Raw genomic sequence first — 22,706 nt, 5'->3', positions numbered from 1 at the left:
GTCCTAGGGCGTGTCCGACCCCGGCCGCCGTGAGCCGCCGGGCCGTTCATGAACCGCACATTGCAGCCTCATGGCAGCCCGCCCCGCACCCTTGCCGCGCCCCCCACCGCCCGGCCTACAGTCGGGGCATCGCGTCATCACGGCCGTGTGCCCGAGTGGTTGAGGGACTCGCCTGCAAAGCGGGTTACGCGGGTTCGATTCCCGCCACGGCCTCCAGCGCCCCTCAACAGGGGCTTCGGACAGGGCGGGTCACCTACGGGTGGACCGCCCTGTCCGCTGTTCGGCCAGGTTGCCGTCTCAGTTAGCCTGCGTCGTCGCCTGCGCCACCGCCGCCTGCGGGCGGATCGGGAGGCGGCCGATGGGGCGTCCGGTGGCCGCGCGGACCGCCGATGCCACCGCGGCGGGCGAGGTGACGACCGGGATGGCGCTGGCGGCCTTGGCACCGAACGGCGCCACCACGTCGCGTTCCTCGACGAGCTTGACGATCCGGATGTCCGGCGCGTCCAGTGCCGTCGGCAGCGCGTAGCCGGTCAGGTCCGGGTGCCGCACCAGGCCGCGGGTGGTCCGCAGGTTCTCCATGAGCGCGGCGCCCAGGCCCTGCGTGACACCGGCCTCGATGCGCGCCCGCAGCTGCCGGGGGTTGAGCACCCGGCCGACATCCTGGGCGACCGACATCTCCACGACCCGGATGGTGCCCAGTTCGATGTCGACATCGGCGACACAGCGGATCGCGCAGAAGGCGAGCCCGACGAAGGCGTCGCCCTGCCCGGTGTCGTCGAGCGGTTCGGTGGGGTGCGGCCGGCACTGGGCGGTGGCCCACAGTTCCTTGCCGTCCAGCGCCTCGGCGACGGTCGTGCTGAGCACCCCGTCGTACGACGTGATCTTGCCGTCGGTGATCTGCAGCAGCTCGGTGGACATCCCGAACTTGTGGGCCAGCGGCTGGAGCAGCTGCGTACGGACCATCTTGGCCGCCCGCTCGACGGCGCCGCCGGAGACCCAGGTGTGCCGTCCGTGGCAGGCGGGCCCGGCGGGCGGCTGGTCGGTGTCGACACCGGCGACGTGGACCTCGTCGACGCCGAGCGTCTCCTGCACGATCTGCCGGGCCAGGGTGGAGAATCCGCCGCCGGTCTCGACAGCGGAGCAGATGACGGTGGCGACGGATCCGCTGACCTTGACCGTCGCGGTGGACACCTCGTCGGCGCCCTCGGCGCCCAGCATGTGCACCATGCCCAGCGCGTACCCGACGCCCCGGCGCACCGCGCCCGGCTCCCCCGCGCCCTCGGGACCGCCCGGAAGCAGCCACTCCGCTTCGGGGGTGTCCTTGGGCAGGTCCGGCAGCGGCGCTTCCTTGACGGCGCGCAGCAGTTCGCCGACCGGGGCGGGGCAGGTGACCGTCTGTCCCGTGGGCAGCAGGTCACCGGTGGCCATCACATTGCGCCTGCGGATCTCGTCCGGTTCGAGCCCCAGCCTGGCCGCCAGCTTGTCCATCTGGCCCTCGTGGGCCGCGCAGACCTGAAGCGCGCCCTCGCCGCGCATGTGTCCTGACGGCGGGTTGTTGGTGCGCACCGCCCAGCCCTCGATCACGGCGTGCGGCACGACGTACGGGCCGCAGGCGAAGGAGACGGCGGCGGCCAGCGCATCGGCCGAGGTGTCCGCGTAGGCACCGGCGTCCATCAGGATCTGCGCCTCCACCTTCACCAACTGGCCCTCGCCGTCGGCATGGTGGCGATAGCGCAGCAGGGTCGGGTGGCGGTGCGCGTGGGCGAGGAAGGACTCCTCGCGGGTGGCGGCGAGCTTGACGGGGCAGCCGGTGCGCAGCGCGAGCAGCCCCAGGGAGAGCTGGATACCGGGGTCCTCGCGGTCGGCGGTCGCCCCGGGCACGCCGGTCACCACGACCTTGACGCGCTCCGGGTCGAGGCCGAAGGAGGCGGCGGCCAGGTCGCGGTCGGTGTGCGGATCGGTGGACGCGGTGTAGATCTCCACCCCGCCGTCGGGGCGCGGCACGGCGAGCCCGGCCTCGGCCCCGATGGGCGCGGGGTCCTGGCGGCCGATCCGGTAGAGCCCCTCGACCATCACCTCACCGACCGCCTCGGCGTCACCGAAGCGGAGCGGGATGTGCCGGATGAGGTTGCCGTCCGGGTGCAACGGCTCGGCCTCGAAGGCGAGTTGCGGGTCGGTGACGGCGTCCAGCAGTTCGTACTCGACGGCGATGGCCGCGGCGGCGAGCCGGGCGGTGTCGGGGTGGTCGGCGGCGACCGCGGCGATCGGCTCGCCGTGGTGGCGCACCTCGTCCTTGGCGAACACCGGCCGGTCGGCGGTGCCCCGGCCGTGCCCGGCGTCGCCCGGGACGTCCTCGTGCGTGATGACGGCCCGCACCCCGGGCATCTCGGCGGCCTGCCGGGTGTCCAGGGACACGATCCGCGCGCGCGGATGCGGGGAGCGCAGCACCGCGGCCCACAGCAGTCCCTCGGCCCACAGGTCGGCGGCGTACGGGAACGTCCCCTGGGTCTTCGCCGGGGCGTCGGCGGGCGGCAGGGAGACGCCCAGACCGTGCGGCGGCGGCTCGACGGGGGGAATCGGGATGCCGGCCGGGGGGGTCGCGGTGGCGGCTCCGGCTCCGTCGGTCGTACCGCTCATGCGGGGCCTCCCGTCTGCGGATCGGCACCCGGCCCCTGGTGGTGCGGCCCGTGCGGGTCGCCGGGGTGGTGGCCGGTGTGCTCGTTCTCGTACGCTGCCGGGTCGTGCGGGGCACGGCCCTCGGGGTCGGCGGGGCCCGCCTGGTGGGGAATGCGGGCAGTGTCGGCCGGGGCCTGGGGGGCGGCCGCCGCCTCGGATACCTGGGCACGGGCCTGGACGACCGCGTCGACGGCGTCCAGCACCCCGCGATAGCCGGAGCAGCGGCAGAGGTTGCCGCACAGCGCCTTACGGGTCTCCAGCTCGCTGGGAGCGTGGTTGCCCTCCAACAGGTCGTGCACCGTCATCGCCATGCCCGGTACGCAGAAGCCGCACTGCACCGCACCGGAAGCGGCGAGCGCGCGCTGCACGTCGGACGGCGCGCCGTTCTGCGCGAGCCCCTCCACCGTGCGGACCTCGCACCCGGCCGTCGTGGCCGCGGGCACCAGGCAGGAGGCGACCAGCCGGCCGTCCACCTGGACCGAGCAGGCCCCGCACTCCCCTTGCGAACAGCCGTCCTTGGCCCCGGCAAGCCCCAGCCGCTCCCGCAGGACGTAGAGCAGCGACTCGCCGATCCACGCGTCGGTGACCGGCCGGTCGGCGCCGTTGACCCGCAGCACGTACGAGGCGTGCGGATGCTCCTCGGCGTAGGCGTCGGAGCCCCCGGCGAGGTCGGGGTCGTAGTGCGGGACGACCTGGGGGGTGCCTTCGGGGGCACCCTGGGGGCTGTCCTGGGGGGCGTTCTCGGGGTCGGAGTGCGGGGTGGACTCCGGGGTGCCGGGTGCCGGGTCGGTGGCCAGGGCTGCCGGGTCGGACGGGTCGCCGTGCTCGGCGGCCGGGCCGTGGGGCTCGACGGGAACTGCCGGGCCGTTGGCGGTGGTTGGCTCCGATTCCGGCGCGGCGTGAAGGTCACCACCGGGTGCGGCGGGGGCCGCCACTGCCTCCGGGGCGGCAGGGGCGGACGGGCCGGTCGCGGTGTCCGCCGGGCCGGCGTCGGCGGCAACAGCCGCGCCCGCCGCCGCGATTGCCGCACCTGCGGCGTCCTCGGGCCCGCCGTGAACCGGGGGCTGGGCCGACGCGAAGGTCCCACCGACGGCGTCGCCCTCCGGGGCATCCGCCTCCGGGGCCACGGCCGCTTCCGGGACAGCGTGTGTCTCCGGGGTCGCGTGCGTCTCCGGGACAGCGTGCGTCTCCGGAATCGCGTGCGTCTCCGGGACGGCGTCCGCGTGCTCCTGCTCCCGGTCCTGTTCCTGCTCCGTGGCCGTCCCGGTGGGCCCGGCCTGGGGCGCGTCCGGCCCGTCGAGGGCCTCCGGCGTCATGCCGGGTGCAGGCGTCGCCGTGCCGGGGTGCGGTCCTTCGTAGGGCGCGGCCTCGTACGCCGGGTACGTCCCGTATCCGGTCTCGCGCGCCGTGTCGGCCGTGAACCGGCCCGCTGCGTCCGGCTGTTCGTCGCGAGGCGCCGGGACCGTCCACGGCGATCCGCCGACCGGCGCGCCGCCTTCGGTGCCGTCCGCCGGGCCGTGGTCCGGGGCATCGGGGGTGTCGTGCCGGGGTGCGGCATCGGCGGCCGGCGGCCACTGGGCCAGGGCGTCGGCAGGCAGCGACCAGTGGCCGGTCGCGCCGCCTGCCGGGGCCTCCGGGACGGCCGGACCGGTCCCGTAGGGGGCGTCCGCCCGGTGCGTGCCGTCCTGGCCCGGAAGGCCGCCGCCGGGTGCGTACGCCTCGTCCGCGATGCCGCCGAACAGCGGGTCCTGTGCCATGGGGTGGCCCGCGGGCTCCGGGGCGGCCGGGAGGTCCGTGCCGTCCGGGGCGTGGCCGCCGGCGGGCGGCTGCCCGATGGGGAAGTGCCGGTGGTCGGGCTGCCCGGTGCCGACGTCAGGGCCGTGCCCTGCGCCGTGTCCGGCTCCGGTGCCGTGCCCCGCGTCGTGCGCGGCGCCGCCGTCGTGGACCGTGTCCTGCCCGGTGCCCTGCGGGGTGCCGGGCGCGTTGCCGTAGAGGCCGTGCGCTCCGCCGTAGGTGTCTCCGGAGTGCCCGTAGCCGCCGGCCTGGCCGCCGTAGGTGTCGCCGGACGCCCCGTAGCTGATGCCCTGGCCGTACGTGTCGCCGGAGCGGGCGTAGCCCTGGCCCGGGTCGCCGTAGCCGCCTTGGTGGCCGCCCTGTCCCGGGTGGCCCGGATGTGCGGTCAGGCCGTCGTTGCCGACGAGGTATTCGCCGGATTCGTCCAGGACGTCGTCCGGTGCGGCGGGCACCGACCACGATCCCGTGCCTGCCGCCTCGGCGCTGCCCGCGACCGGCCAGTCGACCCGGTCGCCGCCCCACTGCCGGTCGTCTCCGGGCGCGTTGGCCGGGTGGCCCGCCGACGGGCCCTGGTGCGCGGCGTCCTGGGCCGGGTAGCCGGCCGACGGATCGGCGTATCCGGCGGAGGGGCCTGCGAACGGCATCGTCCACTGGCCGGTGGCCGACGGGTCGGTGCCGGCGCCGGGGATCGGCGGGGTGAAGGAGGCGGGCGGGACGTAGCCGTGGCCGGGGGCGGCGAGCGGGTCGGCGCCGGGCGCGTAGTAGTCGCCCGGTGCCCCGGTGCCGCCCAGGGCGCCGGTGGTGAAGCCTTCGGGCAGCTGCACGAAGGCCGTGGCCTCCTGCTCGTACTCGCCGCCCTGCGGCAGCGGCTGCCAGCCCTGTTCAGGCTGCTGCCTGCGGTTGTCGTCGCTCACGAGAGCGCCCTCCCAAGTGCGCGGCGGGCCAGGGCTGCCACCGTACGGCGCAGGTGCAGCGCGGCGGGCGGCAGGGTCTGCGGCTCGGAGCCGTCCTGCGGCGGCGCCGGGTCGGGGATGCAGGCGGCGGCGACGTAGTCACCGAAGGCCGCCAGCGCCTCCGGTACCAGGCCGCGTTCGCCGTCCCAGTCGATGAGGGAGGCCACCCACTGCTCGGCCTCCAGGGGGCGCAGCGGCATCGCGGCGACCGCGCCCACCGCGCAGCGCACGCCGCGCCTGGCCGGGTCGAGTACCAGCGCGACGGACGCGGTGGCGCGGCCCGGTCCGGTGCGGCCGGTGGCCTTGAGGAAGGTCTGCGGGGCGTGCAGCAGCGGCACCCGTACGTAGCCGACGAGTTCACCGGGCCGCAGCATCTCGCGGCCGGCCAGGAGATGGCTGACCGGGATCTCGCGCCGGTCGCCCCCGGGGCCCGCGATGATCAGGGTGGCTTCCAGGGCGGCGAGCACCGGCAGGGTGTCGCCGGTCGGCGCGGAACTGACGATGTTGCCGCCGAGCGTCCCTGCGTTGCGGATCTGCGGGGGGCCTGCCGCGCGGGCGGCGGCGGCGAGTCCCGGGATCAGCGCGGCGAAGTCGGGGCGTCCGATGCGGGCGAGGGTGAGTCCGGCGCCGAGCAGTGCGTGGCCGTCCTGGTACTGCCAGCCGCGGATTTCGCTGATCCGGGCGAGGCCCACCAGACCGGCCGGTCTGAGGAGTCCGGCGTTGACCGCCGCCATGAGATCGGTGCCGCCCGCGACGGGTACGGCGGCGGGCATGGCGGTGAGCGCCGCCACCGCCTCGTCGAGCGAGGCCGGCAACGTCACCGTGTGCGACGCCTGCGGTGCGTGCATGGTCAAGCCAGCTGCCCCTTCCCCGGTGTCCCGGCAGTTCCGCTCCGCCGTACGGTACGTGCTCACGGCCCGGACGTGGCAACTCTGGCACATCTTCCCGGGCCCACGGCGCGAGGGTCCACGAAGCGGTATTCCGCCCCCGACGGGTGAGCTGGTCCGGTTTCGTCCGCCGTGCCGAGGAGCCCCGAAGAAGGCGCGATGGCCCTCCTGGTGGTGCGTCGGGCGTGGTCGTCGTACGGTGCGGGCCGCCCGTGCGGCGGTGCGCGGACCACGGTCCCAGGGACCGGCCGCACGGGCGCCCTCCTTGCACTCGGGCTCACACGTTTGGGGGCGCCCCCTCGATCGGGCGTCCGAGCAGTCCGGGGCGCTTCTGCCAAGGAAGCGGGCCGGTCGGCGGGCGGTAGGCGACCCCCAGGGCGTCGAGCCGGCGGTAGTGGACGGTCATCCGCCGGGTGAATTCCTGGTAGTCGCGGTCCTTGGGGGCCGGCAGCTGCGACCAGGCGACCTCGGCGAACGCGGCGAGGCGGGGAAAGACCTGGTAGTCGATGCGCTGCTGACTTTCCATGACCTCGGTCCAGACGTTGGCCTGGGTGCCGAGCACGTGCGCGGCCTCGCTGTCCGTCAGCTGCGGCGGCAGCGGTTCAAAGCGGTAGACGTCCTCCAGGGTCCGTACGAAGCCGAGCGGTACCGGCTCGTCGGGGCCCGGGTGCTGACGGTGGTCCAGGTAGACCTGCTGCTCGGGGCACATGACGACGTCGTGGCCCGCGCGGGCGGCGGCGACCCCGCCCGCGTAGCCGCGCCAGGAGGCGACGGCGGCACCCCGGGCGAGGCCGCCTTCGAGGATCTCGTCCCAGCCGATGAGCCGCCGGCCGCGGTCGGCGAGCCAGCGGTCGAAGTGCCGGATGAACCAGCTCTGCAGCCCGTCCTCGCCGTCCAGGCCGAGTTCGGCGATGCGGGCCTGCGCGGTGGCGGACGCCTTCCACTGGTCCTTGGGGCATTCGTCGCCGCCGATGTGCACGAACGGCGAGGGGAAGAGTTCCAGCACCTCCTCCAGGACCTCTTCGTAGAAGCGGAGGGTGTTGTCAGTGGGGGCGAGTACGTTCGGGTTGACGCCCCAGGTGTCCCATACCTTCAGGGAGGTGGTGTCGATGACGTCGGTGTTGCCGAGTTCGGGGTACGCCGCGATGGCGGCCTGCGAGTGGCCGGGGATGTCGATCTCCGGGACGACGGTGATATGCCGCTGGGCGGCGTACGCGACGATCTCGCGGATGTCGTCCTGGGTGTAGTGACCGCCGTACGGGCGCTCGTCCCAGAGCGGGGAGGCGCGGTGGCCGAGTTTGGTGCGTTCGCGCCAGCTGCCGGTGCGGGTGAGTTCGGGGTGGCGTGCGATCTCGATGCGCCAGCCCTGGTCGTCGGTCAGGTGCAGGTGCAGGACGTTCAGTTTGTGCGCGGCCAGCAGGTCGATCCAGCGTAGGACGCCGTCCTTGGGCGTGAAGTGCCGGGCCACGTCGAGCATCGTGCCGCGCCAGGCGAAGCGGGGCGCGTCGTCGATGCGCAGGGCAGGCAGCGGCCAGGCGCGGAGGTCAGGGGCGAGCGGGGCCCGCCGGAAGGCGTCGGGGCCGAGGAGTTGACGGAGGGTCTGGGCGCCCCAGAACAGCCCGGCTTCGCCGCCGCCCTCCAGGGTGACGAGCCCGTCCCCGATGACGAGGCGGTAGCCCTCGGGGCCGAGCTCACGCCCGGTCTCCGGTGCGATGCGCAGCAGGATGCGGCTGGTGCAGGAGACGTCATGGGGCGGCAGCGGCAGGCCGGTGGCGGCTCCGACGGTGGCCCGCAGCCACTGTGCGACGCATGCGGTGCCGGGCTGCGCCTCGATCCCGGTGCCCTCGTCCAGGAGGCAGCCCGCGCCGCCGTCCGCCGTGCCGTCGGCCCGCCGCGGAAGCGGAATGACGTGGTGCGTCGTGGTGCCTTCGGTGTCGTTCATGTCAACCGTCCTTCACCGCGCCGCCGAGGCCAGAGACCAGCCGGCGCTGTACGAGTACGAAGAAGACGAGCACGGGGAGGGTCATCACGGTCGATGCCGCCATGATGCCGCCCCAGTCGTTCTCGTCCGGTTTGAAGAAGACGAGCAGTGCCATGGGGAGCGTGGAGTTCTCGGTGGCGCTGATGAGGAAGGACTTGGCGAACAGGAAGTCGTTCCAGGTGGAGATGAAGGAGAAGACGCTGGTCGCGATGAGTCCGGGGAGGACGAGCGGGAAGAGGATCTGCCACAGGAAGCGGGCTCGGCTCGCGCCGTCCAGGTAGGCGGCCTCCTCCAGGGCTTCCGGTACGGCCTTGACGAAGCCGCGCAGCATCCAGATGGCGAACGGGAGGGAGAAGGCGAGGTGCGGCAGGATCAGCGAGCCGAGGGTGTTGAGGCCGACACCGGGCACCACCCCGCCGAGGTCCCGCATCAGGAAGAACAGCGGGATGGTGAGCGCCTCGACCGGCACCATCTGCGCGACCAGGAACATCACGAGCAGCGTCGTACGGAACCGGAAGCGGAAGCGGGTCACCGCGGTGGCGGCGAGGAACGCGATCAGGGCCGACGCGAGGACCACGACTCCCGCGACGAACAGGCTGTTGAGGAAGTAGCGGCCGAAATCCTGCTGTTGGAAGACGCGCCGGAAGGCGTCGAGCGAGGGGGCGAGGGTCCAGGGGCGCGGCGTGCCCGACTGCACCTCTCCTGCCGGTTTGAAGGCCGACAGCACCATCCAGTAGAGCGGGAAGGCGACGGCGGCGGCGATGAGCAGCGCACCGGCCTCCGCGGCAAGCCGCCAGGGCCTGCGGATGCGCCGTGGACGGGGTGGTGTCACAGCTCCTCCCCCTGGCGCCGCAGCAGCCGCAGATAGCCGAGTGACACCGCGAGCAGGATCAGCAGCATCACGACGCCGATCGCCGAGCCGAGGCTGTACTGGGCGGAGGCGAAGGCGGTCTGGTACGCGTAGACGTTCAGGACGAGGTTCTGTTTGGCGATGCCGCCGCCGTTGGTCATGACGTAGATCTGGGTGAAGACCTTGAAGTCCCAGATCACCGACTGGAGGGTGACGACGACGAGAATCGGCCGCAGCATCGGTGCCAGCACGCTGCGCCAGGTCCGCCACTGCGAGGCGCCGTCCAGGGCCGCGGCCTCCAGTACCTCGCCGGGTATCGCGCGGATCCCGGCGTAGACGGTGACCATCACGAACGGGAAGGAGCACCAGACGACTTCGAGGAGGACCAGCGCGAAGGCGGTGTAGCGGTCGTAGGTCCAGGAGTAGTGGGCGAAGCCGCTCAGGCCGAGGGCCGAAAGGACCTTGTCGACCGGGCCGAAGTCGGGGTCGAAGAGGAAGAGCCAGACCGTGGATCCGGTGATGGCGGGGGTCGCCCAGGCCCCGAGCGCGGCGAGCATCAGAGCGAGCCGGGGCAGCGCACGGATCCGGGTGAGCAGGACGGCGAGGGCGCAGCCCACGGCCAGGGTGGCGAGGACGCAGGCGGCCGCGAACAGCACGGTGGCCAGCAGGACTTGCCAGAACCGGGTGTCGCCGAACAGTTCGGCGTAGTTCGCCAGGCCCTGGAAGGTGGTCGGTTCGCCGCCGCTGACCTGTGCCTGGGTGTATTCGAGTAACGAGATCAGGCCGAGTTGGTAGATGGGGTAGACCAGCAGTCCGCCGAGGACGGCCAGCGCGGGGGCGAGATACAGCCAGGGCGTCCAGCCGCCGCTGCGTCTCTTCCCGGTACGGGTGATGCGCGCGTGGCTCAGGGTGCTCGCGCCGCTCACTTGCGGAAGACCTCGTCCATCGCCTGCGCGGCGGCGTCGGCGGCGGCGTCGATGTCCTTCCGGCCGCTGACGATCTGCTGGAACATGGTCGGCAGCACCTGCGAGGCGTCGATGGCGCCCCAGCCGGGCGAGGCGGGGACGAACTCGGCGCCGGCGTCCAGGGTCTTGACGAAGGGCGCGAGATAGGGCCGGCGGGCGGCGGCCTCGGCCCGTACGTCGGTGTAGGTGGGCAGGAAGCCCATCGCGTCGAACAGCGCGCGCTGGGTCTTCTTGCCTGCCAGCTGCTTCATCAGGCCGACGGCGAGGGTGCGGTGGCCGCTGCTCTTGAGGACGCCGATGTTGTTGCCGCCCGCGAAGGCCGGCGCGATCTCGCCCTTGCGGACGCCGGGCAGCGGGACGACCGCGTACCGGCCCTTGGCCTGGCCCGCCTCGATGGCCTGGTGGTTGAAGTCGCCGCCGATGGCCATGCCCGCCTTGCCCGCGGCGAAGGCGGTGACGGTGTCGTTGCCGCCCATGTCGGCGCACTTCGACGCCGGGCAGTTGTCGTCGCCGAACAGGCCGGTGTAGGCGGCGATGCCCTGTTTCGCGGCGGGGCTGTTGACGGCCGCGGTGTAGCCGCCGCCCTTGCGGGTGGCGAGTTCGCCGCCCGCCGCCCAGAGGAACGGCAGCGCGCCGTAGGTGTACGCGCCGCCGACCGCCAGGCCGTACATGCCGGGCCTGGCGCGGTGGATCTTCCGTGCTGCGGCGGCCAATTGGGCCTGGGTGGCGGGCGGCGCGAGGTGCAGATCCTTGAAGACGTCGGTGCGGTAGTAGAGCGCGCGGACGCCGACGAACAGCGGCGCGCCGTAGATCTTTCCGTCCACGGTCACCGACCGCTTGGCGGTGGCGTCGGTGTCCTTGCCCTCCGGCCAGGCGCCGAACTCCTCGGTGACGTCGGCGAGTCCGCCGTCCTTGACGTAGCCGGCGGTGTCGGTGTTGCCGTACTCGATCACGTCGGGGCGCTCGCGGGATCGTTGAAGGCGGCCTTGATGCGCTCGGCGCGGGTATCGACGGGTATGTAGTCGACGGTGACCTTGACGCCCTTGTGAGCGGCGGTGAAGGCGGCGACGGCCTGCTGGACCGCCTTCTCCTTGGGGGCGTTGTCGACCTCGCGGAAGAGCCAGACGCGCACGGTGCCGGTGGCGGCGTCGCCGGAGGCGCCGGGGCCTGCGGTGGACGGTGCGCAGGCGGTGGCGGTGAGCGTGGCCAGGGCAAGTGCCGTGGCTGCGGCGGATGTTCGGGCAGAAAGGTGCATGGCGGAACCCTCCGACTCGTTGTTGCAACATACGCAACGATCGTTTCGCAGTGCACAATCCACAGGAGGTTAAGGGCGGTTGCCCGGCCGGACAAGGGATCACCAGAGGTCTCCACCACTCCGTGACCGACGGCCCGGCACACCACCCGGAACCGGCCGCACCCGCCCCCGGGCACGACGCAGGGCCCGGGTCCACGAAAGACCCGGGCCCTGGCCCGACACCTGCACACCGGCGGCCGCTCACCCCCACAGGCGGAGTGCGCGGGCCCGCACGGCGCGGCCCACCGCGCCGCGGCGGGCCCGACGGCTACTTCTTGCCGCCGTCCTTACCGTCCTTGCCGCCCTTGTCCTTGTCGCCACCGGCGCTCATGGACTCGTAGATCTCCTTGCACATCGGGCAGACCGGGTACTTCTTCGGGTCGCGGCCCGGAACCCAGACCTTGCCGCACAGCGCCACGACGGGCGTGCCGTCGAGGGCGCTCGCCATGATCTTGTCCTTCTGGACATAGTGGGCATAGCGCTCGTGGTCTCCGTCGCCGTGCGACACCTGCGGTGTCGGCTCTACGAGGGTTCCCGTACCTGCCCCGCGCTCGGGCTCAAGAGGAGTGGTCATAACTGCCAAGGGTACTCACGCGCACGGCGACCCGGGACCGTCGGTCCGCCGCCCCGTGCACGGCGAGACCCAGGGCCGCCACCCCGGCCGCGACCCACGGCAGCGCGTACGGCGCGAGCCCCCGACCGGCGCGAGGCCGCCCAGCGCCGAGCCGACCGCACTGCCCAGGTAGAGCGCCGAGGCGTTCAGCGCGAGAACGATCGGGCCGCGGTCCGCGCCCAGCTCCAGCCGGTGCTGCCGGGGGCACCTGCAGCGCCCAGCCCGCCGCTCCCCAGGCGACCAGCGCGACCACCGCACCGGGCAGCGCCGCCGACGTCGGCGACGGAAGCAGCGCCTGCGCCGCGACGAGCACCACCAACACCCCGCCGACCAGCACACGGACCCGTCCCGTACGGTCCACCAGCGGCCCGGCCGGCACACTGCCGGGCACCCCGCCCGCACCCCACGGTGCTGCTGCACGAACCTCGGGTCGCCGCGCTCTCCCGCGCGGCGGCCACCGCCCGGCAGAAGACGCGCACGGGCGACGCGGCCGCCGTACGGGCCGCGGCCGGACGCCGGGTCCTGGACCGGGCGGAGCCGGCGGAGCTGCCGCTGGTGGTCAACACCGTCAACGGCAGCACCCGCCCGGAACCGTGGCCCGCGGGCCGTCGCCCCCAACTGGCCCGCACGGCAGGGAACTTCGACGAGTGGCTGGAAGCCGTCGCCGCGGGACACGGCGTGGGAGTCGCCCCGGAGCCCGTCGCCCGGCGGCACAGCCACCCCGGAATCCGCTATCTGCGCCTGAAGAACGCGCCGCCGGTGCCCGTACGCCTCGCCCTCCCGGCCCGCGACGCGCACCCGCCGGCGGAGTGCTTCTCCGCGCTCGCCCTCGCGGCCTGAAGGACGCCGGGGCGCTCCGGGAGCCGCCCTGACGGATCCGTCAGTTCAGCGACGGGTCGTCCGGATACGTGGCCACCATCGCCAGTTCGTTGCGCTGCCGCCGCAGGACCGCGCGCCACAGCTGTTCGGGGTCGGGCGACGAGACATCGCCCGGTTCGGAATCGACGACGTACCAGGCACCGTCGACCAGCTCCTCCTCCAACTGCCCCGGCCCCCAGCCCGCGTAGCCCGCGAAGATCCGCAGGCTGCCCAGCACCGTGGCCAGCAGTTCCGGCGGGGTCTCCAGGTCCACCAGGCCGATCGCGCCGTGCACCCTGCGCCACCCCAGCGGCTCCTCCTCCGGCAGGCCGCCGTGCGGGGCATCCGCCCGCGCCCCGGCCGCCGCGGCCTCGGCCGCTCCGGGCCGCACGCCGCTCTCCAGGGTGGCGACGCCGTCCGCGCCGGACAGGCCGCCGGGGATCACCGCGACGCCGAGTGCGGAGTCCAGCGACACCGGGCCGCCCTGGAAGACCACTCCTGGCTCGCCGGCCAGCGCGGCCCAGGGCGCGAGGATGTCGCCGACCCCCACCGGGGTGGGGCGGTTGAGGACCACGCCGAGTGAGCCCTCCTCGTCGTGATCGAGGAGCAGCACCACCGCGCGGTCGAAATTCGGGTCGGCGAGCGCGGGCGTCGCGACGAGCAGCCGGCCTGTGAGCGAGGACACCTCGGTCATGGCGACATGATCCCGCACTTCGGCCCGGAGCGGGGAGTCAACGCCAGGACCCGTGCGAGAGCAGGGCAGGGCGTACGGCGGCAGCACCGGCGCACATTCCCGCCGACAGAAGGCGCATTCGAGACATTCGCCGTCCTTTTCGGCCAAATGGCGATTACAGATCAAAGGCGGCTCGTAGCCGAGCGTGTTGTGACAAAGCCATTACAAGCCCGAAGCCCGCACGGCCCTACGGGCACCCCCTCCGGCCCCCGTACCATTTCTCATTGGCCCCTGCCCGTCTCCAGGAACGCGAGATCCATGACCGTCTCTACTGACGACGTACTCCTTGTCCACGGCGGCACCCCGCTGGAGGGCGAGATCCGGGTTCGCGGTGCGAAGAACCTCGTGCCCAAGGCCATGGTCGCGGCCCTGCTCGGCAGCGGTCCCAGCCGGCTGCGCAACGTCCCCGACATCCGCGACGTACGCGTCGTGCGCGGGCTGCTGCAACTGCACGGCGTCACGGTGCGCCCCGGCGAGGAGCCGGGTGAGCTGATCCTCGACCCGTCGCACGTGGAGAGCGCCAACGTCGCGGACATCGACGCGCACGCGGGCTCTTCGCGCATCCCGATCCTGTTCTGCGGCCCGCTGCTGCACCGCCTCGGCCACGCCTTCATCCCGGGCCTGGGCGGCTGCGACATCGGCGGCCGCCCGGTGGACTTCCACTTCGACGTGCTGCGCCAGTTCGGCGCGACGATCGAGAAGCGCGCCGACGGGCAGTACCTGGAGGCCCCGCAGCGGCTGCGCGGCACCAAGATCCGGCTGCCGTACCCGTCGGTCGGCTCGACCGAACAGGTGCTGCTGACCGCGGTCCTGGCCGAGGGCGTCACCGAGCTGTCGAACGCGGCCGTGGAGCCGGAGATCGAGGACCTGATCTGCGTCCTGCAGAAAATGGGCGCGATCATCTCCATGGACACCGACCGGACGATCCGGATCACCGGTGTCGACAAGCTCGACGGCTACACCCACCGCGCCCTCCCGGACCGCCTGGAGGCCGCCTCCTGGGCGTCCGCGGCGCTGGCCACCGAGGGCAACATCTACGTCCGCGGCGCACAGCAGCGGTCGATGATGACCTTCCTCAACACCTTCCGCCGGGTCGGCGGCGCCTTCGAGATCGACGACGAGGGCATCCGCTTCTGGCACCCGGGCGGCTCGCTGGACGCCATCGCCCTGGAGACCGACGTCCACCCCGGCTTCCAGACGGACTGGCAGCAGCCGCTGGTCGTGGCGCTGACCCAGGCGTCCGGCCTGTCCATCGTCCACGAGACGGTGTACGAGTCCCGGCTCGGCTTCACCTCCGCGCTGAACCAGATGGGCGCGCACATCCAGCTCTACCGCGAGTGCCTGGGCGGCTCCGCCTGCCGCTTCGGGCAGCGCAACTTCCTGCACTCCGCGGTGGTTTCGGGACCGACCAAGCTCGAAGGCGCCGACCTGGTCATCCCCGACCTGCGCGGCGGCTTCTCGTACCTGATCGCGGCGCTGGCCGCCCAGGGCACATCGCGGGTGCACGGCATCGACCTGATCAACCGCGGCTACGAGAACTTCATGGAGAAGCTCGTCACCCTGGGCGCCAAGGTCGAGCTGCCGAACGGCGCGCTGCGGGACTGAGGCACGCAGGTGGGGCCGGGGCCGACGAGCGGCTCCCGGCCCCACCGTCCGTTACCGCGCCCCGCGTTCGGCCACCAGCACCGGGTTGTCGTGCGGCAGCAGCACGCACCGTGCCCCGGGAGCCAGGCCGCCGGCTTCCCAGCTGGGCAGGTCGGCCTTGACGCCGGTGCCGTCCTCGCAGGTCAGATGCAGCCGGGTGGTGGCGCCGAGGAAGGTCGCGACCCGTACGGTCGCCGGCGCGCCCGCCGTGTCCGCACGCGCCGCCCCTCCGTCCGCACGCGCCGTTGCGTCCGCTCCCCCGCCCGTGCTCGCTTCCGGGCGGACGGCGAGGCCCTCGGGGCGCAGCAGGACATCGACTTCGGCGCCCCGACGCGGGTGCGTCGCCGTGGACCGGCAGCCGGCGGCCGAACAGTTCGACCTGGAGTCGCCCGGCCTGGTCTTCGCGCACGGCGAGCACCACATCGACGCGGTGACCGCCGGCGCCGTCGACGCACGTGGGCTGCGGGTACGCCGCGGCAGCCCGCTGCTGCGGGTACGGCGCACCACCACCACGGCCGAGGGCCGCCCCGTCGAGACCTCCGACGACCGCTACCATCCGGGCGCCGCGGTCTGCACCGTGCGCAATTCCACCCAGGCCAACCCCCTGGCCCGCACCCCGGCCGACCGACCGCCCAGGTCACCGTCTCCCGCCCCCGGTCCCCCCAGCGAACTGCGAGCCCGCATGTCCTCTCCCCACGCCCCGGGCCCCGCCCTCCCCGCAGCCCTGCTGTGCGACATGGACGGCACCCTCGTCGACACCGAGCACCAGTGGCTGGCGACGGTGGCCGCCCTGCTGCGCGCACACGGCGCCCCGGACGGGCCCGACGCGCTGGCCCCGTTCGCCGGCGCCCCGGTGGACACCGCGGCCGAGCTGCTGGCGGACGGCTACGGCATCGGCCCGGACCCGGCGGCGACGGCCGCACTCCTGGACCGCGACTTCACCGCCCGGGTGGCTGCCGGTGTCACCGTCCGGCCCGGTGCGCTGCGGCTGCTGGACCGGGCCCGTGCGCTGGGGATACCGGCGGCCCTGGTGACCGCGTCCGAGCGGCACGTGGCGGATCTGGTGCTGCGCACGCTGGGCGCCGACCGCTTCGCGGTGTCGGTGACCTCCGGCGAGACACCGCTGGGCAAGCCGCACCCTGACCCGTATCTGGCCGCGGCCGCCCGCCTCGGCGTCGCGCCCGCGGACTGCCTGGCCGTGGAGGACACCCCCACCGGCGCCGCCGCCGCGCTGGCCGCGGGCTGCCGGCTGCTGGCGGTGCCGACCGTGCCGGGCATCGCACCGGGGCCACGGACCGCCGTGCTCGCCTCTCTGGAGGACGTGGACCTGGCGGCCCTCCCCTTCGCCCCGGCGGCCTGAGCGGCGCTCCCAGCGGTCCGTACGGGCGCATGCAGAAGGGCGGCCACCCCCGGGGAGGGGGCGGCCGCCCTTCAGTGCCGTGCTGAGGACTTACTTGCCCTTGGCGGCTTCCTTGAGCTTGGAGCCCGCGGAGACCTTCACGCTGTAGCCGGCAGCGATCTGGATCGGCTCGCCGGTCTGCGGGTTACGAGCGGTGCGAGCGGCACGGTGCGTGCGCTCGAAGGTCAGGAAGCCGGGGATGGTGACCTTCTCGTCGCCCTTGGCGACGACCTCACCGACGGTCTCGGCGAGGGCGGCCAGAACGGCGTCGGCGTCCTTGCGGGTCACCTCGGCACGATCGGCCAGAGCGGCCACCAGCTCACTGCGGTTCATGTTTGTACTCCCGTGTTCTTCTTGCCAATGAGGCGTGAGATCGAAGCCGATGCTGCCAGGGCCCTCGGACAGTCCCCGGACCCGGGTCTGCTGCCAGACCCTCGCGCCCGGTTACGCATCCTGCCCCCACCTGCGGCGGTAAAGCCAATCCGGCACCCTGGAGGGTCACACGGAAAGCCGTCACCGCCTCGTCCTGGTGACGTTCCGCACCGTGCCGCTCCGGGCCGGCCGGCCCCACAGGGCGGGGTGCCGTTTGCTGCCCGCCAGCCTATGGGCGCGTCCGCTACGGCGTGTCACGCGACGCGCCGTACTCAGAGCGCCGTGGCAGCCGTCACAGTCGGATCCGCGGTCTTCGCCGCTTCCCGCACCGCATCGGCCACAGCGCCCGCGACCTTGTCGTTGAAGACGCTGGGGATGATGTAGTTCGGGTTGACCTCGTCCTCCAGGACGACGTCCGCGAGCGCGCCGGCCGCGGCCAGCATCATCTCGGTGTTCACCGTACGGGACTGGGCGTCCAGCAGGCCGCGGAAGACGCCGGGGAAGACCAGCACGTTGTTGATCTGGTTCGGGAAGTCGGAGCGGCCGGTGGCCACGACGGCCGCGGTCTGCCGGGCGATGGCCGGGTCGACCTCGGGGTCCGGGTTGGCGAGGGCGAAGACGATCGCGCCGTCCGCCATCTTCGCGACGTCGTCGCCGTCCAGGACGTTCGGGGCCGAGACGCCGATGAAGACGTCCGCGCCGACCACGGCCTCCTTGAGGGTGCCGGTGACACCCTCCGGGTTGGTGTTGTCGGCGATCCAGCGCAGCGGCGAATCCGGGTCGGCGTCGACCAGGTCCGTACGGCCCGCGTGCACGACGCCGTGGATGTCGGCGACGACGGCATGGCGCACGCCGGCCGCGATCAGCAGCTTGAGGATGGCGGTGCCCGCGGCGCCGGCGCCGGACATCACGACCCGCACGTCCTCGGTCTTCTTGCCGACCACGCGCAGCGCGTTGGTGAGGGCCGCGAGCACCACGATGGCGGTGCCGTGCTGGTCGTCGTGGAAGACCGGGATGTCGAGGGCCTCGCGCAGCCGGGCCTCGATCTCGAAGCAGCGCGGCGCGGAGATGTCCTCCAGGTTGATGCCGGCGAAGCCGGGGGCGATGGCCTTGACGATCTCCACGATCGCGTCGCTGTCCTGGGTGTCCAGGCACAGCGGCCACGCGTCGATGCCGGCGAACCGCTTGAACAGGGCCGCCTTGCCCTCCATGACCGGCAGCGCGGCCTTGGGGCCGATGTTGCCCAGGCCCAGCACGGCGGAGCCGTCGGTGACGACGGCGACGCTGTTGCGCTTGATGGTCAGGCGGCGGGCGTCCTCGGGGTTGTCCGCGATGGCCTGGCAGACGCGGGCGACACCAGGCGTGTAGAGCATCGAGAGGTCGTCGCGGTTGCGGATGGGGTGCTTCGACGACATCTCGATCTTGCCGCCGAGGTGCATCAGGAACGTACGGTCCGAGACCTTGCCGAGCGAAACCCCCTCGATGCCGCGCAGCTTGCCGACGATCTCGTCGGCGTGCGCGGTGGAGGTCGCGGCGATGGTGACGTCGATCCGGAGTTTTTCGTGGCCGGAGGCGGTCACGTCGAGGCCGGAGACCGACCCGCCGGAGGACTCCACGGCCGTGGTGAGCTGGCTGACGGCGGTGCCGCTCGCGGGAACTTCCAGTCGCACCGTCATCGAATACGAGACGCTAGGCGCCGTTGCCATGGCCGACTTCCTCTGCTTTCCCTGGTTTTCACTCTGCGCGCCGCTCCGTGACTCGGGGGTACCGAATCCGGAGCGCGTGGTCCGATCGTCCCACCTACCAGCCGGTATACGGTAACCAGCCACAAATAACGAAAAGACTCTTCCACCATACGAGAGGTGTTCTGCCGAGCGGAACCCTTTCCGGGCACCGGCTTCCGGCCGCGGGCCGAAGGCGCCCCGCCCAGCCGGCCCCGGAACGCGTACGGGCGCTTCTCCCGGAGGAGAAGCGCCCGTTGACACGATCTGACGACACCGACCCGCCATGCTCGCCTCGCGGCAAGTGGTCGCTCGTAGCGACGATGGTTGGGCCCGGGGGCTTGGATCGGGCCGGTGCCGTCACCAAGGCTAACAAACCATCCCGAGAAGCGAATCCCGTCCCGGGCCGCCTTTTCCAAGACCCCTCGGACGGCCGCTCCGGCAGGCTTCCGCGGCACCGCCGTGCCCCGGCACGCGGCTCAGTCCCGCAGCAGGTCGGGCACCCCCTGGGCGTCCGGCTCGTCGCGGCTGCCGGAGAGCACCGTCAGCTGCTGGGTGGCCCGGGTCAGCGCGACGTAGAGCACCCGCAGCCCGGCCGGCGACTCGTCGGCGATCTCCGCGGGGGCGACCACCAGCGTCGCGTCGTACTCCAGGCCCTTGGCCTCCAGCGAGCCGAGGGCGACCACCCGGTCGCCGAGACCGGCCAGCCAGCCGCGCGCCTGCTCCCTGCGCTGCATCGCCACGACCACCCCGACCGTGCCCTCCACCTCGTCGAGCAGCCGCCCGGCCTCCTCGACGGTGGCCCGCGCCAGCGCCTCGTCGGCGGCCGCGCCGCGCTTGCCCGCCACCGGGGCGACGGCGAACCGCGGCCTGAGCCCGGTGGAGCGGACCGCGGCCGGCGACTCCATGCCGGGCATCGCCAACGCCAGCACCTTGGCGGCCAGTTCGGCGATCTCCGCGGGGTTGCGGTAGTTGACGGTGAGCGTGAAGCGGCGGCGCGGGCGGGTGCCGAGCGCCTCGTCGCGGGCCTCGGCCGCCTCGTCCGGGTCGGACCACGAGGACTGCGCCGGGTCGCCGACGACGGTCCAGGTGGCGTGCCGGCCGCGGCGCCCGACCATCCGCCACTGCATCGGCGTCAGATCCTGTGCCTCGTCGACGATCACGTGGGCGTAGTCGGTGCGCTCCTCCTCCAGGCGCTCGCGGCGGCTGCGGCCCGATGAGCTGCGGTCCGCGTAGGTGGTCAGCTCCTCCAGGCCGGTCAGGTGGTCCAGCGGGTCGGCCTCGCGCGCTCTGGCCGGGCGGGCCGGGGTGCCCAGGATCAGCTGGAGTTCGTCCAGCAGCGCGATGTCGTGCACCGACAGCGGGCCCTGGCCCGCGGGGTCCAGGCGGCGCAGCGAGCGGGCCAGCCGGCGCACCTCGCGCGGGGTGAGGATGCGACGGGCCCAGCGGCCGAGCCGGCGCTCGTCGGCCATCGCGGCCAGCACCCCGCGCGGGGTCAGCTCCGGCCACCAGGCGTCCAGGAAGTGCTGGAAGTCCGGTTCGGTGAGGAGGTCTTCGTCGAAGCCCTGGCGGGCCTCGGCGGCCAGTTCGGGGTCGGCGTGGCGCCGGTCGGCCCCCGACTTGGTCCACAGGGCGTCCAGGATCAGCCTGCGGGCGCGCGGGCGCAGCAGGTTGACCGGGGCGGTGCCGCCGAGCGCGGCCTGCCTGATGCGGCGCAGCTCGGCCGCCTCCAGTTCGATGCGGCCGCCGAAGGCCACCACCCGCAGCCGGTCGGGCGCCGCGGTTCGGCCCGGCGCGGCGTCCTCGCCGGGTTCCGGGTCGCCGGCGGACGCGAAGAGGCCCTCCAGGGACAACTGGCCGCCCGCATCGGACGCTTCGCCTGCCCTGGCGGCGCCGGACCGCGGCCGCGCGGGCCTGGCACCCTCGCCGCCCGCCGCCGCCTCCAGCGCCCCGCGTGCCGCCTTGCGCAGCAGCCTCTGCATCCGGCTCGAACCCTTGATCCGGGAGACCTCGGGCGGGTCGTACGCCCCTCCGTCGCCCGACCGCCGCCCCTCATCGAGGCCCTTCGGGCCGCCCCCGCCCGACGCGTCCGCGCCCTCGACGAGCGAGCCGAGCGCCCGGATGGCGACCTGGCCCTCCTCGCCGAGCGAGGGCAGCACGCCTTCGGTGTAGGCGACCAGCAGCGGCGTCGGCGAGACGATCAGGATGCCGCCCGCGTAGCGGCGGCGGTCCTGGTAGAGGAGGTAGGCGGCGCGGTGCAGGGCGACGGCGGTCTTGCCGGTGCCGGGGCCGCCCTCGACCTCGGTGACGGACGCGGCGGGCGCCCGGATCACCATGTCCTGCTCGGCCTGGATGGAGGCGACGATGTCGCGCATGGCGTGGCTGCGGGCCCGGCCGAGCGCGGCCATCAGGGCGCCGTCGCCGATGGCGGGCAGCTCCTCGCCGTTCAGCGTCGCCGTGACGTCCGGGCGCATCAGGTCGTCCTCGACGCCGAGGACCCTGCGGCCCTTGGAGCGGATGACGCGGCGGCGCACGACCCGGCCCGGGGCCACCGGGGTGGCCCGGTAGAAGGGCGCGGCGGCCGGTGCCCGCCAGTCGATGACCAGGGGTGAATAGTCGGCGTCGAGGACTCCGAGGCGCCCGATGTGCAGCGTCTCGGCGATCGTCGCGCGGTTGTTCACGATCGTGCCGTCGGCGGGCTCGACGGAGGTGTACGCCCCGTCCGGGCCCTTCTTGCCGTCCTTGCCGAGAAGCAGGTCGATCCGGCCGAAGAGGAAGTCCTCGTACTCGGAATTGAGGCGGTTCAGATGGACGCCGGCCTGGAAGACCTGCGCGTCGCGCTCGGCGAACGCGCCGGGCGTGCCGACCTGGCCGCGCTTGGCGGCGTCGTCCATCAGGAATTCCGCCTCGTGGATTTTCTCCTCAAGGCGCCGGTAGACGCGGTCCAGATGCGTCTGCTCGGCTTCGATCTCGCGGTCGCGGATGCCGGACGGCACTCCTTCGCCGAGTGAGTCCGAAGCGTGATCCGGTGCGTGCGTGGCGTTCTGCGCGGCCACCCAGGCCCCCTTCTGCTGTTCCTAGGGCAGCCGTCAACCGTACGCGAACCGAGCAGCCTGCGCACCTGGTCCCCGGCGTGGTGCGGCTCACCGGCCTGCCGGCACCGGCGCTCAGCGGGAGCCGGCCGTCCGCCGCCGGTGCCGGGCCACCCGCGCGCGGTTTCCGCACGCCGAGCTGGAGCACCAGCGTCTGCGCCGCCCCCGTGAGGTGTCCAGGTAGACCAGCGGGCAGCTCTCGCCCTCGCAGCGGCGCAGCTGCCCGCGGGCGGCGGTGTCGGTCAGCAGCGTGACCGCGTCCCGTGCCACCGCGGCCAGCAGCGCCGCGCAGTCGGGCGGGCCGGGGAGGGCACGGACGAGGGTGCCGTCCGGGCCGCGGACCGCGCGGACGGCGGGCGGGTCGGCGGCGGCCGCGGTGCGGTTGAGCAGGTCCAGGTCCCCGGTGGCCGCCCGGCCGCGGAGTTCGTCCTGCACCACGCGGCGCAGCAGTGCGCGCAGGGTGCGAAAGCGGGTGACCCAGCGGCCGTCGACGCCGTCCAGCGGTGCGGCTCCGGGCACCACGCCGGCTCCGGCGAGCCAGGTCCGCAACTGCTCGGGCCCGGTGAGCCGTTCGGCCGGCGGGCCGTCGGTGGCCATCAGGTCCAGGCAGATCCGCCCGCAGTCGAACCGCAGGTCGCCAGGCGCCGCCATGTTCCTGTCACTCCTTTTGGACGAACCGTGCGAGCGGGACGGACTGTGCGCGAGAAATTGCCCGACGACGGGGAGCCCGGAGAACCAACCCGCGCCCTCGGTGCGTCGTCCTCCAGAGTGCCCCGCCGTGCGGTCCGGCCGGAACCCTGCCGACTCCCCGCGTCGCGAGGCGCGTTGGTCCGCTCGTCTCCTGTCCCCTCATACACCCCCTATCTATACATTC

General features: G+C 73.5%; 16 protein-coding genes, 1 tRNA gene and 1 pseudogene. 4 read left to right on the top strand and 14 right to left on the bottom strand.

All coding sequences use genetic code 11. The features are described 5' to 3' along the window. Window positions 1-141: 141 nt before the first annotated feature. Window positions 142-216 (top strand) — tRNA-Cys (locus LIU39_RS27305). Window positions 217-297: 81 nt separating this feature from the next. On the opposite strand, the gene LIU39_RS27300 is transcribed toward LIU39_RS27305, so the two are convergent. The 8 genes and pseudogenes from LIU39_RS27300 to LIU39_RS27265 form a co-directional block, all read right to left on the bottom strand. Then, entirely contained in the window at window positions 298-2,637 is a 2,340-nt protein-coding gene (locus LIU39_RS27300) for a xanthine dehydrogenase family protein molybdopterin-binding subunit (RefSeq protein WP_227049561.1), read from the bottom strand. Continuing rightward, window positions 2,634-5,384, bottom strand: coding sequence for a 2Fe-2S iron-sulfur cluster-binding protein (locus LIU39_RS27295; protein ID WP_227049560.1), 2,751 nt, complete (start codon window positions 5,382-5,384; stop codon window positions 2,634-2,636). Before LIU39_RS27295 ends, LIU39_RS27300 begins: the two co-directional genes overlap by 4 nt. Further along, the gene (locus LIU39_RS27290; RefSeq protein WP_227049559.1) at window positions 5,381-6,277 is read right to left on the bottom strand and encodes an FAD binding domain-containing protein; all 897 of its coding nucleotides are present in this window, start codon (window positions 6,275-6,277) and stop codon (window positions 5,381-5,383) included. The genes LIU39_RS27295 and LIU39_RS27290 overlap by 4 nt, the downstream gene beginning before the upstream one ends. Window positions 6,278-6,587: 310 nt before the next feature. Then, window positions 6,588-8,252: a beta-N-acetylhexosaminidase gene (locus LIU39_RS27285; RefSeq protein ID WP_227049558.1), complete on the bottom strand. Its 1,665-nt coding sequence runs from the start codon at window positions 8,250-8,252 to the stop codon at window positions 6,588-6,590. A gap of 1 nt (window position 8,253) precedes the next feature. Further along, window positions 8,254-9,123, bottom strand: coding sequence for a carbohydrate ABC transporter permease (locus LIU39_RS27280; protein WP_227049557.1), 870 nt, complete (start codon window positions 9,121-9,123; stop codon window positions 8,254-8,256). Continuing rightward, window positions 9,120-10,067 (bottom strand): carbohydrate ABC transporter permease, encoded by a 948-nt coding sequence (locus LIU39_RS27275; protein WP_372464068.1) that lies wholly within the window; start codon window positions 10,065-10,067, stop codon window positions 9,120-9,122. Before LIU39_RS27275 ends, LIU39_RS27280 begins: the two co-directional genes overlap by 4 nt. Next, window positions 10,064-11,361, bottom strand: a pseudogene (locus LIU39_RS27270) (extracellular solute-binding protein). The gene LIU39_RS27275 and the pseudogene LIU39_RS27270 overlap by 4 nt, the downstream one beginning before the upstream one ends. A 307-nt stretch (window positions 11,362-11,668) precedes the next feature. Then, window positions 11,669-11,974: a DUF3039 domain-containing protein gene (locus LIU39_RS27265; RefSeq protein WP_227049556.1), complete on the bottom strand. Its 306-nt coding sequence runs from the start codon at window positions 11,972-11,974 to the stop codon at window positions 11,669-11,671. 447 nt (window positions 11,975-12,421) lie between these two features. Here LIU39_RS27265 and LIU39_RS27260 point away from each other — a divergent pair, with 447 nt between their 5' ends. Next, window positions 12,422-12,853, top strand: a complete 432-nt coding sequence (locus tag LIU39_RS27260) for a LysR substrate-binding domain-containing protein (RefSeq protein ID WP_227049555.1) — start codon at window positions 12,422-12,424, stop codon at window positions 12,851-12,853. A gap of 40 nt (window positions 12,854-12,893) precedes the next feature. Here the strand turns inward: LIU39_RS27260 and LIU39_RS27255 are convergent, their stop codons facing one another. Beyond that, window positions 12,894-13,565: a YqgE/AlgH family protein gene (locus LIU39_RS27255; RefSeq protein ID WP_227049554.1), complete on the bottom strand. Its 672-nt coding sequence runs from the start codon at window positions 13,563-13,565 to the stop codon at window positions 12,894-12,896. Between the two features lie 297 nt (window positions 13,566-13,862). Between LIU39_RS27255 and murA the strand changes: the two genes are divergently transcribed. After that, window positions 13,863-15,209 (top strand): UDP-N-acetylglucosamine 1-carboxyvinyltransferase, encoded by a 1,347-nt coding sequence (murA, locus tag LIU39_RS27250; RefSeq protein ID WP_227049553.1) that lies wholly within the window; start codon window positions 13,863-13,865, stop codon window positions 15,207-15,209. Between the two features lie 51 nt (window positions 15,210-15,260). On the opposite strand, the gene LIU39_RS27245 is transcribed toward murA, so the two are convergent. After that, window positions 15,261-15,671 carry a TOBE domain-containing protein gene (locus tag LIU39_RS27245; RefSeq protein WP_227049552.1) on the bottom strand — a complete coding sequence of 137 codons (411 nt, stop codon included), beginning with the start codon at window positions 15,669-15,671 and terminating at the stop codon, window positions 15,261-15,263. On the opposite strand from LIU39_RS27245, the gene LIU39_RS27235 reads away from it, so the two are divergent. Next, window positions 15,595-16,608, top strand: a complete 1,014-nt coding sequence (locus tag LIU39_RS27235; protein ID WP_308409422.1) for an HAD-IA family hydrolase — start codon at window positions 15,595-15,597, stop codon at window positions 16,606-16,608. The two genes, LIU39_RS27245 and LIU39_RS27235, sit on opposite strands and share 77 nt — an antisense overlap. Before the next feature lie 90 nt (window positions 16,609-16,698). Here LIU39_RS27235 and LIU39_RS27230 read toward each other — a convergent pair whose 3' ends face one another. The 4 genes from LIU39_RS27230 to LIU39_RS27215 all read right to left on the bottom strand — a co-directional run bounded on the left by LIU39_RS27230 (window position 16,699) and on the right by LIU39_RS27215 (window position 22,483). After that, window positions 16,699-16,980, bottom strand: a complete 282-nt coding sequence (locus tag LIU39_RS27230) for an HU family DNA-binding protein (protein WP_004951951.1) — start codon at window positions 16,978-16,980, stop codon at window positions 16,699-16,701. A 311-nt stretch (window positions 16,981-17,291) separates the two neighbouring features. Next, on the bottom strand, window positions 17,292-18,725 hold the full coding sequence (locus LIU39_RS27225) for an NAD-dependent malic enzyme (RefSeq protein ID WP_227049551.1): 1,434 nt from the start codon (window positions 18,723-18,725) through the stop codon (window positions 17,292-17,294). A gap of 494 nt (window positions 18,726-19,219) precedes the next feature. Then, entirely contained in the window at window positions 19,220-21,796 is a 2,577-nt protein-coding gene (locus LIU39_RS27220; protein ID WP_227049550.1) for a HelD family protein, read from the bottom strand. A gap of 111 nt (window positions 21,797-21,907) precedes the next feature. Further along, window positions 21,908-22,483: a CGNR zinc finger domain-containing protein gene (locus tag LIU39_RS27215; RefSeq protein ID WP_227049549.1), complete on the bottom strand. Its 576-nt coding sequence runs from the start codon at window positions 22,481-22,483 to the stop codon at window positions 21,908-21,910. Between the last annotated feature and the right edge of the window lie 223 nt (window positions 22,484-22,706).

Source organism: Streptomyces pinistramenti, assembly GCF_020564935.1.
In the GTDB taxonomy this organism is placed as follows: domain Bacteria; phylum Actinomycetota; class Actinomycetes; order Streptomycetales; family Streptomycetaceae; genus Streptomyces; species Streptomyces pinistramenti.
The sequence above is the reverse complement of the archived record's forward strand: the minus strand, read 5'-3'. Positions and strand labels throughout refer to the sequence as shown.

Bases quoted from the DNA above. Each gene is read 5' to 3' on its own strand.
- LIU39_RS27225 (WP_227049551.1), bottom strand. From the start codon at position 18,725: ATGGCAACGGCGCCTAGCGTCTCGTATTCGATGACGGTGCGACTGGAA.
- LIU39_RS27285 (WP_227049558.1), bottom strand. From the start codon at position 8,252: ATGAACGACACCGAAGGCACCACGACGCACCACGTCATTCCGCTTCCG.
- LIU39_RS27300 (WP_227049561.1), bottom strand. From the start codon at position 2,637: ATGAGCGGTACGACCGACGGAGCCGGAGCCGCCACCGCGACCCCCCCG.
- LIU39_RS27215 (WP_227049549.1), bottom strand. From the start codon at position 22,483: ATGGCGGCGCCTGGCGACCTGCGGTTCGACTGCGGGCGGATCTGCCTG.
- LIU39_RS27230 (WP_004951951.1), bottom strand. From the start codon at position 16,980: ATGAACCGCAGTGAGCTGGTGGCCGCTCTGGCCGATCGTGCCGAGGTG.
- LIU39_RS27255 (WP_227049554.1), bottom strand. From the start codon at position 13,565: ATGACCGAGGTGTCCTCGCTCACAGGCCGGCTGCTCGTCGCGACGCCC.
- LIU39_RS27265 (WP_227049556.1), bottom strand. From the start codon at position 11,974: ATGACCACTCCTCTTGAGCCCGAGCGCGGGGCAGGTACGGGAACCCTC.
- LIU39_RS27245 (WP_227049552.1), bottom strand. From the start codon at position 15,671: ATGTGGTGCTCGCCGTGCGCGAAGACCAGGCCGGGCGACTCCAGGTCG.
- murA (WP_227049553.1), top strand. From the start codon at position 13,863: ATGACCGTCTCTACTGACGACGTACTCCTTGTCCACGGCGGCACCCCG.